Origin of the sequence: Bacteroides mucinivorans (assembly GCF_034654355.2) — a bacterium.
Lineage (GTDB): Bacteria > Bacteroidota > Bacteroidia > Bacteroidales > Bacteroidaceae > Bacteroides > Bacteroides nordii.
In genome coordinates this window covers 393797-412365 of the sequence record NZ_CP178179.1, presented here as the reverse complement: position 1 = coordinate 412365, position 18569 = coordinate 393797, and the positions used below count along the sequence as shown (strand labels likewise).

Annotated in this window: 11 protein-coding genes; 3 read left to right on the top strand and 8 right to left on the bottom strand. The window is 40.1% G+C overall.

What is annotated here, in order from left to right; all coding sequences use genetic code 11:
• Positions 1-93: 93 nt before the first annotated feature.
• From rpsO to VCM39_RS01335, 3 genes are all read left to right on the top strand, one after another.
• Positions 94-363 (top strand): 30S ribosomal protein S15, encoded by a 270-nt coding sequence (gene rpsO, locus VCM39_RS01345; RefSeq protein WP_002558242.1) that lies wholly within the window; start codon positions 94-96, stop codon positions 361-363.
• Between the two features lie 437 nt (positions 364-800).
• The gene (locus VCM39_RS01340; RefSeq protein ID WP_002558243.1) at positions 801-1376 is read left to right on the top strand and encodes a helix-turn-helix domain-containing protein; all 576 of its coding nucleotides are present in this window, start codon (positions 801-803) and stop codon (positions 1374-1376) included.
• A 104-nt stretch (positions 1377-1480) separates the two neighbouring features.
• On the top strand, positions 1481-3130 hold the full coding sequence (locus VCM39_RS01335) for an AMP-binding protein (RefSeq protein WP_221649107.1): 1650 nt from the start codon (positions 1481-1483) through the stop codon (positions 3128-3130).
• Between the two features lie 78 nt (positions 3131-3208).
• Here the strand turns inward: VCM39_RS01335 and VCM39_RS01330 are convergent, their stop codons facing one another.
• The 8 genes from VCM39_RS01330 to VCM39_RS01295 all read right to left on the bottom strand — a co-directional run bounded on the left by VCM39_RS01330 (position 3209) and on the right by VCM39_RS01295 (position 18532).
• Positions 3209-6100: a M43 family zinc metalloprotease gene (locus VCM39_RS01330; protein WP_322932440.1), complete on the bottom strand. Its 2892-nt coding sequence runs from the start codon at positions 6098-6100 to the stop codon at positions 3209-3211.
• Between the two features lie 47 nt (positions 6101-6147).
• A complete protein-coding gene (locus tag VCM39_RS01325) occupies positions 6148-8082 on the bottom strand; it encodes an MGH1-like glycoside hydrolase domain-containing protein (protein ID WP_322932439.1) in 1935 nt (644 codons plus the stop codon).
• 17 nt (positions 8083-8099) lie between these two features.
• The gene (locus VCM39_RS01320) at positions 8100-11240 is read right to left on the bottom strand and encodes a glycoside hydrolase family 2 TIM barrel-domain containing protein (RefSeq protein WP_322932438.1); all 3141 of its coding nucleotides are present in this window, start codon (positions 11238-11240) and stop codon (positions 8100-8102) included.
• A gap of 18 nt (positions 11241-11258) precedes the next feature.
• Positions 11259-11861, bottom strand: coding sequence for a lysine exporter LysO family protein (locus VCM39_RS01315; RefSeq protein ID WP_289293616.1), 603 nt, complete (start codon positions 11859-11861; stop codon positions 11259-11261).
• A complete protein-coding gene (locus VCM39_RS01310; RefSeq protein WP_221649223.1) occupies positions 11858-12142 on the bottom strand; it encodes a LysO family transporter in 285 nt (94 codons plus the stop codon). The genes VCM39_RS01315 and VCM39_RS01310 overlap by 4 nt, the downstream gene beginning before the upstream one ends.
• A 22-nt stretch (positions 12143-12164) precedes the next feature.
• The gene (locus VCM39_RS01305; protein ID WP_322932437.1) at positions 12165-14852 is read right to left on the bottom strand and encodes an MGH1-like glycoside hydrolase domain-containing protein; all 2688 of its coding nucleotides are present in this window, start codon (positions 14850-14852) and stop codon (positions 12165-12167) included.
• Between the two features lie 155 nt (positions 14853-15007).
• The gene (locus VCM39_RS01300) at positions 15008-15844 is read right to left on the bottom strand and encodes a T9SS type A sorting domain-containing protein (RefSeq protein ID WP_322932436.1); all 837 of its coding nucleotides are present in this window, start codon (positions 15842-15844) and stop codon (positions 15008-15010) included.
• 78 nt (positions 15845-15922) lie between these two features.
• Positions 15923-18532, bottom strand: a complete 2610-nt coding sequence (locus VCM39_RS01295; RefSeq protein WP_322932435.1) for a zinc-dependent metalloprotease — start codon at positions 18530-18532, stop codon at positions 15923-15925.
• Positions 18533-18569 lie beyond the last annotated feature (37 nt).

The following is an 18569-nucleotide window of genomic DNA, read 5'->3' as shown; positions in this document are numbered from 1 at the left end:
TTTTTTTCCTGCAAAACGTTGTGGGATATAAAGATAATGGCTATCTTTGCACGCTCAAAAGTAAAGTTTATATATTACAAAAAACTAAGAATTATGTATTTAGATGCTGCTAAAAAGCAAGAAATCTTCGGAAAATACGGAAAGTCTAACTCTGATACTGGCTCAGCTGAGGCTCAGATAGCTTTGTTTTCATACCGTATCTCCCATCTGACTGAGCATATGAAGCTCAACAGAAAAGATTATAGTACTGAAAGAGCTTTGACAATGTTGGTAGGTAAGCGTCGTCGCTTACTCGACTATTTGAAAGCAAAAGATATCGAAAGATATCGTGCCATTATCAAAACTCTTGGATTGCGTAAGTAATCCGCTTGTTACAAACAAGATTAAAAGAAGTCGTTTCTCTGAGAAGAAGAAGCGACTTCTTTTTTTTAGCCCTCCCTCAGTTATTGTCCTACCCGAACTTTCATTAAACCCTTCGTACGCTATACCGTAGACAGCCTTTAAAGAAGTCGTAACAGAACATTGTACGACATGTACATCTCGTACAGTACGACATGTGCATCTGGGACTGTACGACATGTACATCTGGGACTGCACGAGATGTACATGTCGTACAATACCCTTCACCGAGGCAGAAAGTATATGCCAGTAACCAAACGATTGATTGAAGTTTGTCCCCGCAAGAGGAAACAGTAAATTGACATTTTCTACACTTATAATTGCGATGCTATAAAGAATTTGCTATTTTTGCAACTTAATAGCTCTAAATTATAACCTTATAGACAATAAATACTATCAATATGGATACAAGTAAGATTGTCGGAGAAAAAATAAAAGCCCTCCGCGAAAACAAATCGATTACAATAGAAGAATTAGCACAGCGCTCCGGCCTGGCAGTAGAACAAGTAGAACGCATCGAGGGGAATATCGACCTTCCGTCACTTGCACCACTGATCAAGATAGCACGTGTATTGGGAGTACGCTTGGGAACATTCCTTGACGATCAGGACGAAACAGGTCCTGTGGTATGCCGTAAGGAAGAAGCCAAAGATTCCATCAGCTTCTCCAACAATGCCATTCATTCGCGCAAGCACATGGAGTATCACTCTTTATCTAAGTCTAAAGCCGACCGCCACATGGAGCCGTTCATTATTGATGTAGCTCCTACCGCTGATAATGACTTTGTACTCTCTTCTCACGAAGGCGAAGAATTTATCATGGTTATGGAAGGCATCATGGAAATCAGTTATGGTAAAGCCAGTTATTTGCTTGAAGAAGGTGACAGCATTTACTATGACTCCATTGTCCCGCACCACGTACATGCTTATGAAGGAAAGGCAGCAAAAATTCTGGCCGTAATCTATACACCTATTTAGTGATTAGCGATTAGTGAGAAGTGATAAGTATCGCATATCCATCGTACTTATCTCTTCTCACTAATCACTAATCGCTTATCACTCAACACTTATCACCATTTATCATGCAATTATACAACCGAACTCTCGGCCAATGGCTTGAACATTGGGCTGAGGAAACTCCCGACAAAGAATACATTGTATACTCCGACCGTAATCTGCGTTTCACATGGAAACAACTCGACCGTCGCGTAGACGATATGGCTAAAGGTCTTATCGCCATCGGAGTAGAAAGAGGTACACACGTAGGAATCTGGGCTGCCAATGTACCCGACTGGCTTACGCTACTATACGCTTGCGCCAAGATAGGTGCCGTCTACGTAACTGTAAATACCAATTATAAGCAGGCTGAATTGGAATATCTCTGCCAGAATTCCGATATGCACACACTGTGTATTGTCAACGGAGAGAAAGACAGCGATTTTGTACAGATGACTTATACCATGCTTCCTGAATTAAAAACCTGTGAACGGGGACATCTGAAGAGCGAACGTTTCCCCTACATGAAAAATGTGATATATGTAGGCCAGGAAAAACACAGGGGCATGTATAACACTGCCGAAATTCTGTTACTGGGAAATAATGTGGAAGACGAAAAGCTGAATCAGTTGAAAAGCCAGGTAGACTGCCATGATGTAGTAAACATGCAGTATACATCAGGAACCACCGGATTTCCTAAAGGAGTAATGCTTACCCATTATAATATTGCCAACAATGGTTACCTCACCGGTGAGCATATGAAATTCACAGCAGATGACAAATTATGTTGCTGTGTGCCGTTATTCCACTGTTTCGGTGTGGTGCTGGCCACAATGAACTGCCTCACCCATGGCTGTACACAAGTAATGGTAGAACGTTTCGACCCACTGGTAGTATTAGCATCTATTCATAAAGAACGCTGTACGGCACTTTACGGAGTTCCCACTATGTTCATTGCCGAACTGAACCACCCGATGTTCGACATGTTCGATATGTCCAGCCTCCGTACCGGAATTATGGCAGGTTCTCTCTGTCCGGTAGAATTAATGAAACAGGTGGAAGAGAAAATGTACATGAAAGTAACCAGTGTATACGGACTTACAGAAGCAGCCCCCGGCATGACGGCTACACGAATTGATGACTCGTTTGACGTTCGTTGTAACACAGTGGGACATGATTTTGAATTCACCGAAGTAAAAGTAATCGATCCGGAAACAGGAGAAGAATGTCCGGTAGGAGTACAAGGTGAAATGTGTAACCGGGGTTATAACACAATGAAAGGATATTATAAAAATCCTCAGGCCACGGCCGAAGTGATTGATAAGAATAACTTCCTGCACTCGGGTGATCTTGGTATCAAAGACGAAGACGGTAATTACCGTATTACCGGCCGTATTAAAGATATGATTATTCGTGGAGGAGAGAACATCTATCCACGCGAAATAGAAGAATTCCTCTATAAGTTAGACGGTATAAAAGATGTACAGGTGGCAGGAATTCCCTCTAAGAAATACGGAGAAGCTGTAGGAGCCTTTATCATTCTCCGCGAAGGAGTAAAGATGCACGAATCAGATGTAAGAGACTTCTGCAAAAACAAGATATCCCGTTATAAGATACCCAAATACATCTTCTTTATCGACGAATTTCCAATGACAGGTAGCGGAAAGATACAGAAGTTCAAATTAAAAGATCTGGGACTGCAACTCTGTAAAGAACAGGGAATCGAGATAATATAACTCTTGCAGCAATATACTTCAAAATAAAAAAAAGCCAGCTGATTAATTATCGGCTGGCCTTTTCTTTATCTTTCTTTTCTATTTTACCATAATCTTTTGTACCACATTCACTCCGTCCTTAGACAAATGAACAAAGTAGAAACCTTTTTCCCAATACGACACTGAGACATCTGTTTGTCCGGTAGTCATTACGCCACTCCATACTTTTGTTCCATTAATACCATAAACAGATATGTGAGTACGCTCCGGAGCAGTTATATGTAACAGATCACTTACAGGATTGGGAGACAAAGAGACAGCCTGAAGACCCGGATTATGAATAGCACTTCCTCCACCTGTATCAATCTTACCGGCAAAAATAGGTTCACCCGGCTTTTCATTGTAAGCAAACCGGTTGACTACGTAATAGCCTCCATCAGCACTTACTGTTATTTCAAACCAGCCATACAACATATTACCTAAATACTCAAAAGCAAAACCAGCATATGCAGTACGGCCATACCAGCTGGTAAACTGGCTGGTGGCAATATCCAGCTGATTGGGATAATCTCCGGGAGTAACCCAGTTGGATTTAACCCCAATCTCTGTTCCTTCGGCCAAAGGTGCAATATTCCTCGTATTTTCCAGGCAAACCATTGGTTTAAGGTAGGTTTCCAGTTTCAAATGTTTTACACCAAATTCCCAGGCACCATAGCCGTTATCCAAATCTTCGGGAGCATAAAAATAAGTCCAGTTTCCATATTCTTCTCCGGCACCTATCCCGAGATCTCCAACTATAATCTGATATGGATTCAGAAAATCAAAGCTCAATTGCGCTGATAAATTTTCAATATCCGAATGGTTGAATACAGTTGGCTTCAATGTTAATTCGGTTACATCCATATCCTTTGCTTCATGGCTTTCGGACTTTCCTTTGAAAGATAAAACAGCTTGCTTCTCTGATACAACCTCCAATTGAGAAATCAGGCCCTGGGGTACATTCAATGTATAATCCGTTCCCTCGGTCAAGATACCTGTCCGGTTGAATGCATTATCTCCCATAACAACCAGATTTATAGTTTGCGTAATTGTCCCGTCATTCAACTCTGCATTTTCCATCACAGAAGTAGTACCGAATATCAATTCCGATTTACCCATGTCCCCACTCTTTTGTCCCGCTATGATAGCACTTCCCGGAGCTTCATTAAAGGCATAATCCAATAAGGTGAACGAATTACCATCATCGGCTACAGATATTCTCAGCCAGCCATATAATATCTCACCAGCCAGAGTTCCTTCAAACTGAATACCCACAAATGCAATTTTTCCTTTCCAGTTTGCATAGCCTTTAGAGACTAAAGTTCCCAGATTCGGATAAGCTCCAATACCTGTTGTCCAATCAGAAGAATCACCAATCTTTTCTCCATAATTAACTACAGTCAGATTGGTTCTGGCTCCCATCATCTTCTTCTCATACGATTCGATATACAGGTTACCGTAATAACTACCCTGGTTAGAGTTCCACATTAACCCAAATTCAGAATTCTCATATTTTGTATCTAACTTAATAATCTCCCAACCATGAGCAGATGAAATATTGATATCCTCACAATCTACATACTTAATACCATAATCGGGACGACATTCCAACGTCAACGGCAATTTACAATCATATAACTCACCACTCTCTAACATTCCATTCTTGAAAATTACAGCTAATTCTATGTTCCGGTCGTTTACTACTGCCTTACCCTGGAAAGATAAAATAAGTACCGTGTTACTTTTCTTCTGCAACTTAGGAGTCAATCCTTCCGGCAATCCATCAATAACAAAATCAGTACCGTACACAAAGTCTTTATCAGCCAGTACTCCATTGATTAATGTGAACTCAAATGTACCCTCAAAAGTTCCATCATTGGCAGGTGCCTCCAGGATGTCTCCACGACTGGTCAAAGCGATGCGTTTGGTAGCTTCCTCTATAAAAAAGACTTGGTCGGCAGTTTCTTTTTGCCACAATTCTATACGAGCCGGATGATCCAGCGCATCGAGCATCCGGTCTATCTGACCCTTTGTGAACATAGACGTACGCACATAGGAATAATTCATATAATTCGTCCAGTTGGTCAATTCATTCTCACAATTCCGGTCAGCTGCTCCCATCAGAGCCACATCTGCTTTAGGCGTGTCATCTACCCAGTCACCCGGATTAGGTTGTCCTGCCTTATTTGCTTTACAACCGTCGGGCCAACGTCCGCCATTGTCATCGAAAGTATGAGCCAAGTTCAGGAAATGCCCGAATTCATGGGTTAATACCCGACGGAAATTTTCATCCGTATTCATTCCGATATAAGCACCATTATATACTACACGGGCCAGATTTTCTTCCATCATTTCTACATCCGGATACCAGGATACGCCCGAATTATTGGTCACTCCATCACCATAAAGATCATTCATCACATACACATTCATATATTTATGGTTGTCCCAGGCATACAGTGCCATTCGGGGTGCATAATAGTTCCCGAACCCACTTTCAAGACGATGATACAGAATACCGGTAGTCGCTTCTCCGTCGGGTCCCTTTTCGGCCAATTTGAAAGTAATATTCATATTAGCCTGAAGTTTGTTAAAGTCAGGATTATCATCACCGGAATTTGCTGTTATACCCTGAAAATCTTCATTCGTTTTTCTCAGAGCATCCTTTATTATCTCATCATTGAGCTTTGCCCCATTAAAAGTCTCTCCAAAGACGTGAAACACTACCGGGATCACATAAGAGTCGGGACGCTCTGTTGATACTCTTGTTTGCGGTAGTTGATTGTGTCTCTTTAAAGCAGTCGGGTTTTCCTCAAAATAACGCTGAATCTGTTCATGGGCACGACATGGCAAAGGCGCTCCCGGTACATAACCCGGCACGTTTTGCGCAGTACCTCCCAAAGCTACTAATAGACACAGTAATGTAGTCCAATAACTTGTTCTGTTTTTCATTGCAAAAAAATTTAAATGGTTTATATACAATAATAAATTGTAGTAACTTATAATCCGGTAACAGAAGCTTGCCTGTTGTACTCCTCATACAACATCAGAAGATGTGCAGCCGACCAACTAAAGTGGGGAGCTTTCAACTGTTTACCTGTATACGTTTCGTAGTTTTCATGTATTGCACCATCTCCCTTCAGTCCATGAAGCCTGTCGAATACCTGACGGGTATATGCATCTGCCTCCTCCACATAGCCATATCTTCGTAATCCGGAAATAGCAAAATAAGTCTGATCCAACCATATAGGCCCTCTCCAGTATCCGCGGGGCATAAACTTCGGATTATCGGCCGCAACAGTAGGAAAAGGGATATAAGTAGAGAACTTTGTAGAATCCGTAAATAGCTTCATAGCCTCCTTCATCTGCTCCTTAGTTGCGATACCTGCCCAAAAAGGTATATAAGCCTCACTGCCTGGTTCTTTCACAAATGTTCCATCCAGCCTTTTATCAAAAAAGAATCCGGACTCTTTATCATAAAAATAAGTACTAATAATATCTGCATATTCCTTTTCACTGAATGGCTGTTTCGCCACTACCGCAAGTTTTTTCAGCAGAGAATATTCATAAGCCAGAAAAGCATTCAGATCAACCGATTCCTGATCAAAACTCCAGGCTGTATCGCTATTCTTTACCATTTTTGCATGATCAAATCTAATAGCATTGTCCATTCCACTCTCCCAGGCTGCCGCCTCAAGCGTTCCATCTACCGAACCGAACTCACAGATACCATTTGAATCATGATCACGATCCAGATACCACCAATGATAATAGTTAAGTAACTGAGGGTACATCTCTTCCACAAAAGCAGTATCGGCTGTTGCTTCAAATATCTTACTCACGGCCCATACAGCCAAAGGTGGTTTACTATCTCTTGCATTGTTTTCACGGATATCCGTATAAATACAATCTATTATCATTCCGTTATCCAGTTGATAATCGAACATGGCACGTACTTGATTTTTTGCCAGTTCCGGAGCAAAGTCGGCCAATGCTGCAGCATGCTTCCATGAATCCCAAGCCCAGAATCCCATAAAATAGCCTACAGCATGTGATGGGACTACTCCATCATGTAATAATCCGGCACGGCTACTACGCCAGTTGGCAATGAGGGTAACCACTGCTTTGACTGCAATCCGATCGTACTCCTCCGGCATATCAGGTCGCAACACTTTCTCTAAATAACCGTTCCAACACTGATAATGCTTATTGATGAAACCGGAAGGATTCGATTGTATCTTGGCAATAGCACCAAAATCAAACATCTGCCCCTTGATATTCTCCAGGGAAGAGATTACCACATAAATTGGAGATGCAGACGAAACATTCGCCTCATATCTATTACCGGAGAAATGGATCTTTACATTTTCCGGAAAGGTAATCAGATATTGATCTCCGGAGGGTGAAGAAAGCATGCATGAATTATTTACTACACTATAAGAAGAATTATCATCTAATGCCTGACCATAAAAACACAACGGTTTATTACTATCCGAAACACATTCCAGCAGTACGTTGGATTTATCAATAAAGAAAAGACGCTGACTTATAGTCCCATGCCCGGAGGAAGAACGCATATATAGCTCTCCCGGAAAATAGACAACAGAATCCGGAGAGAAAACTTCATCAGGAGCTTCAGCAAATCCTACCGTTACCAATGATTGAGAAATCCATCGGCGTGTTTCCAGATCGAAGGGACCGCAAAAGCCATTAATCCATCGTTCCTTTTGTGGTACAGTAAACCCCATCCACGCTCCTTGATCAGAAAACCACCCGCTACAATAAAGAGAGTCATTAGGAGTATAAGATATATCCAGAATATTGTCATACTTATGTACTAACAAAGGATGAAACTCTTTTTTTTGCTCAGAACAATTACTAAAAAGTATACTCACGCCAATCAGTACACAAAATCTTATAATATATTTTCTCATAATCTTTACGAATTTAATTAAAACCATATCTGACGAGCCTGCTCAGCTATTTTCTCTAAAGTCCGGATGGGTTGTATGACAAAACTATATTTCCTCATTGACGGAGTAATAGTGTATTCCGGATGTACCTGAGCCCCCCAGCTATTATCTCCACCTACTCCCATTTGCATCTGGTCTACATTAATCCACACCAAATCTTTCTTCTCTACACTTCCACCATGCCTGCGTTCTACACTGAAAGGGACGTAGTCAATATCATCCTGTATAAAATTCCACGCACTTACAGACAAAGGTTCTGTGCCTGTAATCAATAATCCCTTTTGCTCTTTATCACAAAGGGCAAGCCAGCGGGTATCACACTTATTACCGGTCTCCTGTGCACGCACATAAGGATGAAATTGTTCCCATACGCTTGCCTGGTAAAATCCTATGGCAGCAGACGTTTTACGATCAGCATAATTTTCGTGGGGCCCTCTTCCAAACCAGGTCATCCGGTCATACTCTTTTGGAATAATCATACGCATTCCAAAACGAGGCATTTCCGGTAATGTTTTTTGTCCCGGTATAAACGACATTTCCACTTTAATTATTCCGTTTCCAAGAATCTGATAGGCTATTTGCACAAAAGAGTCCTGCTCTTCCAAACGATATTTGGTAAGTACTTTAATGCATGTACTATCGGGGTTAGTTTCCATGTCCAACTTAAGAAGCCGGGCAACTTCCATTGTTCTCTTCCATTCCACACTACGTGAGAGCAAACCACTGGGCACATCATTATCTGTAGAGGGTCTCCAAAAATTAGGTCTTAACCCCGCCAGAAGCATTTCTTTACTGCCATATTTCAGAGAAGTCATTTCTCCTGAAACAGTTGAAAACTCTGTTCTGAACGATTTACTTTCGAGTATCAATTCTTTTTCTGTACGCAATACCTTAATGGGTTCATTGGTTTTATTTACATGTTGCCCACTCTTCTCAACCGGTAGCTGCCATTGATCCATCGCTACAATAAAATCCTTCGGAGCATAAGATTCTTCCCGCCTGGTCAGCGTTTCAACCTTCAGGAAATATTCTTTTGATGCAGGAAGAAGTTCACGGTAAGGAATTGTTATTTTCCGGGAGGAACTCGCCGGAATAACAGGAAAATCTAAAACACCCGATTGAATTTCTTCGCCGTCTGCTTCAACAACCCATCTCAGATAATAACCTGACAGATCTATAAAATCATGGCGATTGGTAACAAGTATCTTGTTTTTTGTGAAAGCAACCGGTTCACAATGTACATATTGATAAACCTTCTTTACCTCCCAGATGTGTGGATGAAGTGAACGGTCTGCTGCTACCAGACCATTCGCACAAAAGTTAGAATCATTAGGTACACCAACATATCCCATATCACCGCCATATGCCCAGATATCATGACCCTTCTCATCCTTTTTAGCAAATGTCTGATCAACCCAATCCCAAATAAATCCACCCTGCAAATTATCATACTTATAAATCAAATCCCAATAGTCTTGCAGGTTACCTGTACTGTTCCCCATAGAGTGCGCATATTCACACATAATCATCGGACGCAACTTCCGTTCATTGACAAATTCACGCAACCACCAAATCCGGGCATACATGGGACAGTAGATATCCGACAAACCTTCACGACGAGCTGCTTCATACTGAACCGGCCGAGTCGTATCAAAGCTTTTTGTCCAATTATACAGTGTTTCAAAATTCTTTCCATAGCCTGATTCATTACCTAATGACCATGTAATAATAGCTGTAAAATTACGGTCACGCATTACCATACGTTTCATACGTTCCATAAAAGGACGTTCCCAGTCAGGATAATTGGCTAAAGTACCATCCTCATGATATTCCATTCCGTGTGATTCAATATTGGCCTCATCAATCATATAAAGTCCGTATTCGTCACACAACTCATACCACTCCGGCCTGTTGGGATAATGACTGCAGCGGACAGCATTGATATTGAACTGCTTCATCATCTTAATATCTGTGAGCATAGTTTCCAAAGAAAGTGTACGTCCCCGATGTGGATCATGCTCCTGCCTGTTTACCCCTCTAATTAAAATAGGAACATTATTTATCAAAAGCTGTCCGTTACGCATCTCAACCGTACGGAAGCCCACACGATGCCGAAATGCCTCTAAAGCGTTCCCTTCCTTATCCTTCACACTTACTACCATAGTATAAAGATTAGGCGTTTCCGCATTCCATGCTTTCACATTTTTAATAAAATGATTGAGGCCTAAAAGAGTGTCGGACAAAGAAGTAATAATCTTTTCATCAGAAAATAGAGTATCCTTACCATCCATTAACTTCAGCTGTACGCGGTTTCCCACTGCATCAGCAGGTAAAGTCATCGCCAAATCCAATTGCAGATCTCCATCTTTATAGTCATTCACCAACTGAGCTGACGTCTTAAAGTCCTTTACCCGGCACTTTGGTCTGGCGATCAGGTAGACACTTCGTTCAATGCCACTGTATTTCCAGTAATCTTGCCCTTCTAAATAAGAGCCGTCACTATATCTGAAAACCTGAACCACTATTTTATTGTTGCCCTTTTTCAGCAAAGAGGTCACATTAAAGTGTGAAGGAAGACGACTGTCTTCGGCATACCCTACAAACTGTCCGTTTACCCAGCAATAATAAGCAGATTCAACTCCTTCAAAGTCCAAAAATACATCCATTCCACTGAAGGATTTCGGTACAATGAAATCTCTGGCATAAATACCTACCGGATTATAATCTGAAGGTACAAAAGGGGGATTAGCGGGAAAAGGATATTTGACATCTGTATAGATAGGACAGTCGAAGCCCTGGAGTTCCCAACTTCCAGGTACCTCAATATCACTCCATTTCTTTGTATTAAAATCCGGTTTAAAGAAATTCTTTGGACATGCATCCACATTCCGGGAGTAAAGAAATTTCCACATCCCGTCTAAAGAGACTTTCCGTTCATTAGCCTGTACATCGTTGGACAACGCTTTTGCTTCGGAAGGAAAGGAAACAAAATAGGCACACGCCGGCTCTCTGTTAATACCGCTGATTTGTGGATCCTGCCAGGGAACTTGCTCCCCTGCCAACAAAGATGCAGAACAAAACAAACCATTAATGATCAAGTATAAAATATGCTTTTTCATATTCTCAATGTATTATAGTTAAATGGTACACAATAACGTTACAATGAATGGTACGGAAAAATCCAGTAAACACCCATGGACAATAGACACAACTATATATTTTTCTCCGGAATAGCGAGTTATAATGGGAAGAGTAGTATCCATCGTCGTAGCCCCTCCTACTGAGATAGGTGCCAATTTTCCAAAGAAACGAACCAGAAAAGGTGCTGCCAGCAAAGCTATAATCTCTCTCATTATATTGGATAGCAGGGCTATAGTTCCCAATTCGGCTCCTTTATATTCAGTAATAATAATGCTTGATAACGAATAATATCCAAAACCCGCTCCCACAGCCATACAATCAACCGGAGAATGCTTGTTGAAAAAAACACTACTCATACAACAGCCAACAAGAGTACCTAGAATAGTCAATACAGGAAGTAAAAAGAATCTTGGATTTACTGTCTTAAAATTCAATAGTATTTGAGGATTATTGCCAACAGTAATACCAACACAAAACATCAAGGCACATAATGCATAAAAACTCAAATCCAGTTGTTCTAAGTACGAAGGATACAAACCGTACAAATTAAGTAAGATACCCAATATAAAGAACAGTACAATAACAATGCTACTTTTCATCCCCTTCCTCCTTTCACGTCCCGGTATGATATAAAAAGCCACAATCCCCAGGCCCCCAAAATACTGCCTACAACAGCTGTCAATGTAATTACCAGTGCTTCAAGCCCGATCGTATGCAATCCTTCTATAATCATTTTATTACCACCAACCTCCGTTCCAAGAAGAAATAGAAGAATCCATATTAGCCACGTAATAATCCGATGTACAATATTCAGGTTTCGTTTTCTTAATAGATAACCAAATAATACACCACTGCCCATCAATCCAATAATAGTAAATATAAACATACAAATTATATAAATCCTATTGAACAACTATTTTAAAAACCTCTGTCCGCTCTTTCCCTTTCTCTTCATATTTAACTTGAAGAATATAATTGCCTGAAGCAAAAGATCTCATATCTATTTTATCTATATCTCCGGAGTATTTGAATAATTCGGTACCTTCTAAACCTAAAATTGAATATTGTCTGATTGGAGAATCTACCTGTATATATAGATAATCTGTTACCGGATTCGGAAAAACTTTTGCTTTCAGAGTATTAGTCTTCTGCTGAACAGAAGATCCACCCGACTTTACAACGAAGCCATAGTCGTGTGCAATGCCGCTATCCACCCAGCCACAAGGGGTTACTCCGTCCGATTCGTCCGTAACAAAATGTAAGAATAGCCTAAATTTGAGTTTCTCGTTTTTTACTGCATTTTCCGGAATAGTAATCTGGAATTGACAATCATGCTCTTTATGCCGCTGCCCAATCGGACTAATAAGTTTTGTATCAACCAGTTCATTCTCTTCTAACTCATAATTACCATTCCAATCCATCCAGAGTCTCAGTTTATAGATATCCGAAGAACCCGAATCCCAATTTTCTATTTTTACATTCATCACATATATCTTCCCACATTCCAACTCGGCTACATTTTCTTTGAAATAATCCATCCATCCTGTCTCCGAGTAAGAAACATTATTATTAATCCCGGCAAATTCAACCTCTTTTATATAAGCATAGTTACGGTAATCTGATTGAAACAGACATAAATCAGTCTGTTTACTATCCAATACCCCCGATTCACGATAAAGCATCAGTAAATGAGCAGCAGACCAGCTGAAATGTGGAGATTTCAGCCTTTTCCCGGTACTTGTTTCATAGTTTTCATGAATTGGAGCATCTGCACGCAAACCATTAAGGCGATCGAACACTTGTTTTGTATAACCATCGGCCAATTCAGTATAACCATAGTTTCTTAATCCATGAATTGCAAAATACACCTGATCCAGCCATATCGGACCTCTCCAATAACCATTCGGCGAAAAATCCGGATGATCAGCCGTAACAGTAGGAAAAGGAATATACGTTGCAAACTTCAAAGGATCAGTCAAGTATTTCAAAACAGACTCAGCCTGATCAAGTGTGGCAACTCCTGCCCAAAGTGGAATATAAGCCTCACAACCTTCTACCTGTACAAAACTGTGATTACTCAGCCTTTTATCATAAAAAAATCCTTTTTCTCTATCAAAGAAATAATCGGATGTCGTTGCTGTCCGATCCGGTTCATTAAACTCACAATTGGCTATTATACTCAATTCCTTTAACAATAGATATTCATGGGCCAGATAAGCATTCAAATCAACAGATTCCTGATTTAAACTCCAGGCTCTGTTGTCATTCTTCAGCATAGAAGAATGATCAAAACGAATTGCATTATCCATGCCACTTTCCCAGGCAGAAGCCTCAAGTGTACCATCCACTGAGCCAAATTCACAAAAACCATTTTTATCGTGATCTCTATATTCGTACCACCAACGGTGATATTTCAGTAATTTAGGATATATCTCTTTCACAAAATCAGCATCTAAAGTAGCTTTATAGATTTCGTTCACTGCCCATGCTGCCAATGGGGGTTTACTGTTTCGTTCATTATTTTCTTTTTTATCGGTATAGATGCAATCGATGATCATCCCTTCTGAGGTCTGATAATCGAACATTGCACGAACCTGATCTTTAGCAAGATCGGGTTCAAACAGACTCAATGCTACCGCATGCTTCCATGAATCCCATCCCCAAAAACCGACGAAGTAAGACATTGCATGAGAAGGAATAACTCCATCATGAAGTAAATCTCCTCTGGATGTACGCCAGTTTGTCAACAATGTCACCATAGCTTTTACTGCGATACGATGATATTCTACTGGCATTTCCGGACGTAAAACAGATTTCAGATATTTTATCCAACGATTCATATGTTCGGTAGTATAATTATCAGGATGTAATAATATACTCTGTATCAGCTGAGCATAGTTATCCGGTCGTTTCGATTCGTAGAAATAAGATATAGTGGCATATCCTTTATGTCCTTCAGGAAGTTTGGCCAAGAGCTTGGAATTCTCATAGGAAAGCTGAATATCCGACGAGAATGTAACTACACACATCTCCCCGGTTGATAGTTTCAAAGATAGAATATTATTCTCCAATCCGGATGATTGTATTCCTTGTAACGAACCATTTGTAATGTAAAGTTCCCGCTTCTCACTGGTTTCACAACTCCATAAAGCCGTATACTTATCTACAAAAAATAAGCGTTGTTGTATCCTCCCCTGTTTAGAAGAAGAGTTCATGTATAGTTCTCCCGGAACGTATGTCACACTATCAGGAATAAAGGTTTCAGCTGTGATGTCTGCAGTAAATCCGACTTGGAGAATAGCATCCGATATCCATTGCCGGTGATCGAGTTCAAAAGGACCGCAGAAACCATTTATCCAGTTATTCTCCGAAGGTAATGTAAAGCACATCCATGAACCTAAATCAGAAAAGCCTCCTGCAAAATAATCATTACTGTATGGAGTACACTGGATATCTAAAATATCACTATAAGAATCTACATTATAAATAGTTGTTTGTTTGGTTGCAGAAACTGATATGGAGAAGCAAATGATATACACCACCACAAACAGTAATCGCCACATTTGTACTTTAAATTTCTCTCTAAACATATCAGTATTAGATTTTATCAGTTAATATTGAAAAATAAAAGCTGGTTCGGCCCCCTCTACAAGAATCCTGTATTAAGGTTCATAGACCATATACAATTGTATTCAGTCACGATCAGTCGAACCAGCTTCTAAATACTCTATGAATGTGAAAAATATTATTTAATGATAATATTGGCCCGTTTTACTAATCCATCGTCTGTCTTCACCTGCAGAATATACATGCCGGAAGCATTACCTGAAATATTGATAGAGCTTCCTGTTATCATTCCCTTTTGTACCAATTTGCCATCAATGCTATAAAGCATATATTCTTTGGCATTCTCTAATTTTAGAAAGACTTCTCCGTCTGTTGGATTCGGATACACAGCAAATGCATCAAGTGACGTATTCTCAATAGAGGTTCCACCACCAAGCTGAACGGTATAGTCCTGCAATACACCGCCATCTTGTGTGCTGCAAGGATCTGTATAAGGAACATCTGGAGTTTTATAATGCAGATAAGTACGCATTGTAAAAGTCTTGCTGGCATCGGCAGGAACAGTTACCTTTCCGGAAACTACTTTAAAAGAACTCTGCCCCGGTTTTCCTACAGCAATCGATTTTTGAAAAACCGTCTCGGCAGCAGTCAGTCTACTATCACCATTCCAGTCAAAAAAGGCAGTTACATAATACTCATCTCCGGCGCCGGAAGAGAAGTTGCAAACAGTAATTTTCAGCTCGTACTCTTTACCTGCCTCCAATGTAACAACACGCTCTTTATCCATCGTGAAATCAGCAAAAAGAACACCTTCATCATAAGTATTAGAGCCTATCTTCCCATCCCATCCTTCAGGAGCTGTAGATGATTCACTCACCATACCATTAATCTCAACTTTAGAGATACAAGCATAAGCACCCCATGTTAATTCAGGTCTACACAATTGAGATTGCGACATCGCTTGCCCAGCTACCATACTAAATAGCATAAAGCAACAAAGTAATTTTTTCTTCATAATTTTAATTTGTTTTGATAATTAATAAATAGACATACAACCGGTAGGAAACCAGTGATCGCCTACCGGTCCAATTATTTACTTTAGAATTACAACTTGCTGTAATACAGATTCTTTTGTCTCGATTTTTAAAAGATAAGCACCTTTCGGTTGCTTGCTGATATCTATTTGAGAGGTAGTAATATTGTTTTGTTGTACCAGACGCCCATCAATACTGTATAAGCTATATTTTGCCATATCCATATTTTCACCACCAATATGTAAAATACCATCTGTAGGATTAGGGTAAACATTAATAGCTCCAATCGTATGATCAATTATCATACTGGGATCAGAAGAAACAATCACATAATACTCTTCTAACTGTCCATTTTCCACAGTTCCACAAGGCTGTTCTCCTACCATACTATCAGCATCACCATAATGCATAAAAACACGCATATGTAATTTTTCATTCAGTACTGCATTATCCGGTGCAGTCCATCTGAATTCAACAGTTCCCGGATTATCAGCTGAACCAATGGCAGGAATTGCTATCTTCTGAGATTCCTCTTTTTCAAGTATATTATCATGATTCCAATCAATATAGGCACGTATCACATAAGCATCCTTCGAGTTAGAATTCAGATTCGAATAGGTCACTTTCATAACATATTCTTTTCCTTTCTCTATATGCGCATTCAACTCCTGATTGTCTCTGAAATCCTCAATAATCTCCGTGTTATTCACCTCACCGGTAGTTTCATTAGATATATTTGCAAATTCCACTTTTTTAATATAAGCATAAGGACGATAAGAGAATTCCGGGACACATACCTCATCAACCGGCTCGTCAGGACCATCGGGAGGGAGTACATGAGCATTCTCTTCACCATATATGATACCATAATCTTCAACATCTCCACTATCAATTTCTCCACAGGGATCTTCACCGTCTTTGCCTAATGTATAGTGTAACATTACACGGAAACCAAATTCTTTATCCACTACCATATCATCTGGCACAGTAATATCAAAAATAAGTACATGCTCTGTACCTGCTTTACCAATCTTATTTATTTTCTGGGGAGCAATCATTTCATCTTGTTGGAATACATAATCACCATTCCAGTCAAACCAGGCGCGAACTGTGTAAGGGTCATTTTCACCGGATTTCCAGTTTTGCACAGTAACCTCCAATTTATATGTTTTACCTTTCTCCAGTCCGGCTACATAGTCAGCCCGGAAATCTTTATACTGTTGTCCATCAAAGTCCGTATTTCTTTCTATCTGAGCAAACTTGACTTTAGAGATGTGCGCATAAGGAGCAAAACGAGGATTAAATAAACAGTAAGAAGTATACGGATCATTAAACAATACTCCAAAATTAATTTTCTGTGCAGTTGGCGTTCCATTTTCCACCTTTAAAACAGAAGTATTCAAAGTTATAGAGACATCCTTACGGCTATCGGAAGCCTGGTGACTGAGGGCTTTTCCACTCATCGTAATCATAGCAGTAACATCACTTGAAAGAGTTACTGTTGCCTGCAAACCTGCCGGCAAATTCGAAATTGTATAATCAGTACCTTCTACCAGTACACCTAGTTTGGCAAATGTCATCCCGGCACTTGCTTCTAACTGTAGAGAACCACTTACATTTCCTTGATTATCTAAAGTTTCGGAAAAATTCCTCCCCTTTACAATCAGGACCGCAGGGGCAGCTACATAGCCATCATTTACTCCGGTTGCAACCAGGTTTTCTTCTTGCCACAATTCACTCCGAGATAAAGACTCATTTAAATAATATTCCATTCGAGCCACCTGTCCTACAGTAAAATGTCGGTAAGCATCTGTGTAATTCATAAAGTTTTCCCAATCTGTATAATTTCCTTCACAGTTTACCTGATCAGCCGGCCATTTGGAAGTAGCTACAGGAGGGGTATCTTCAATCCCATCATTCGGATAAGTACATCCACCTTCAAAGGTGTGATGCAACCCCATAAAATGCCCAAATTCATGAGTCAAAACCCGACGAAAATTTTCGTTTGTATTATTGCCAATATAACTACCGTTGTAAACTACACGAGCCAAATTCTCCATTGTCATTGAATTGTCCGGTAACCAGGAAACACCGGAATTATAGTAATCCCCATCTGCATAAAGATCTTTCATTATATATATATTCATATATCGGCTATTATCCCATGCATATTTCTGGATCGCTTCATCATATCCTCCTCCATTACCAAAACCTTTCTCGGCTTCGTCATAGAATACAACACCTTTCGTCGGATTTCCGTCCGGATCTATCTTAGCCAAGCGAAAAGCGATATTCAACGGCTTTTTTATCTCCTCAAAACGGTTACTCGCCCCTGCCTGGTTATAATCGGCAGTCAATCCTTGAAAATCTTCATTGGTTTGTTTTAAGGCCTTTTCTATTAAGCTATAAGTCACTTTCAGACGAGAATCATTCGTAGCGTCTCCAAATACATGGAAAACAACCGGAATCACATACTGTCCCTGATGATAAGAGGCATTAGATCTCGTCGCTACCAGAACACCTACATTTTCAGCTATTGCAGCAGGATGCGATTTCCTATACATTTCTTGCTGATGTTCGAACCCACACACATTTTGCTGTGCCGATACCCCGTTTATACTTCCCATTCCAAGAAGTACACCCAGTAAAAACAGTGTATTTTTTTTCATTTTTCAGATATTAAGTGGGCTTGAAAGGTCTTCACAG

Coding starts and splice junctions, on each gene's coding strand:
- rpsO (WP_002558242.1), top strand. CDS start 94: ATGTATTTAGATGCTGCTAAAAAGCAAGAAATCTTCGGAAAATACGGA.
- VCM39_RS01295 (WP_322932435.1), bottom strand. CDS start 18,532: ATGAAAAAAAATACACTGTTTTTACTGGGTGTACTTCTTGGAATGGGA.
- VCM39_RS01325 (WP_322932439.1), bottom strand. CDS start 8,082: ATGAGAAAATATATTATAAGATTTTGTGTACTGATTGGCGTGAGTATA.
- VCM39_RS01340 (WP_002558243.1), top strand. CDS start 801: ATGGATACAAGTAAGATTGTCGGAGAAAAAATAAAAGCCCTCCGCGAA.
- VCM39_RS01315 (WP_289293616.1), bottom strand. CDS start 11,861: ATGAAAAGTAGCATTGTTATTGTACTGTTCTTTATATTGGGTATCTTA.
- VCM39_RS01320 (WP_322932438.1), bottom strand. CDS start 11,240: ATGAAAAAGCATATTTTATACTTGATCATTAATGGTTTGTTTTGTTCT.
- VCM39_RS01330 (WP_322932440.1), bottom strand. CDS start 6,100: ATGAAAAACAGAACAAGTTATTGGACTACATTACTGTGTCTATTAGTA.
- VCM39_RS01335 (WP_221649107.1), top strand. CDS start 1,481: ATGCAATTATACAACCGAACTCTCGGCCAATGGCTTGAACATTGGGCT.
- VCM39_RS01305 (WP_322932437.1), bottom strand. CDS start 14,852: ATGTTTAGAGAGAAATTTAAAGTACAAATGTGGCGATTACTGTTTGTG.
- VCM39_RS01300 (WP_322932436.1), bottom strand. CDS start 15,844: ATGAAGAAAAAATTACTTTGTTGCTTTATGCTATTTAGTATGGTAGCT.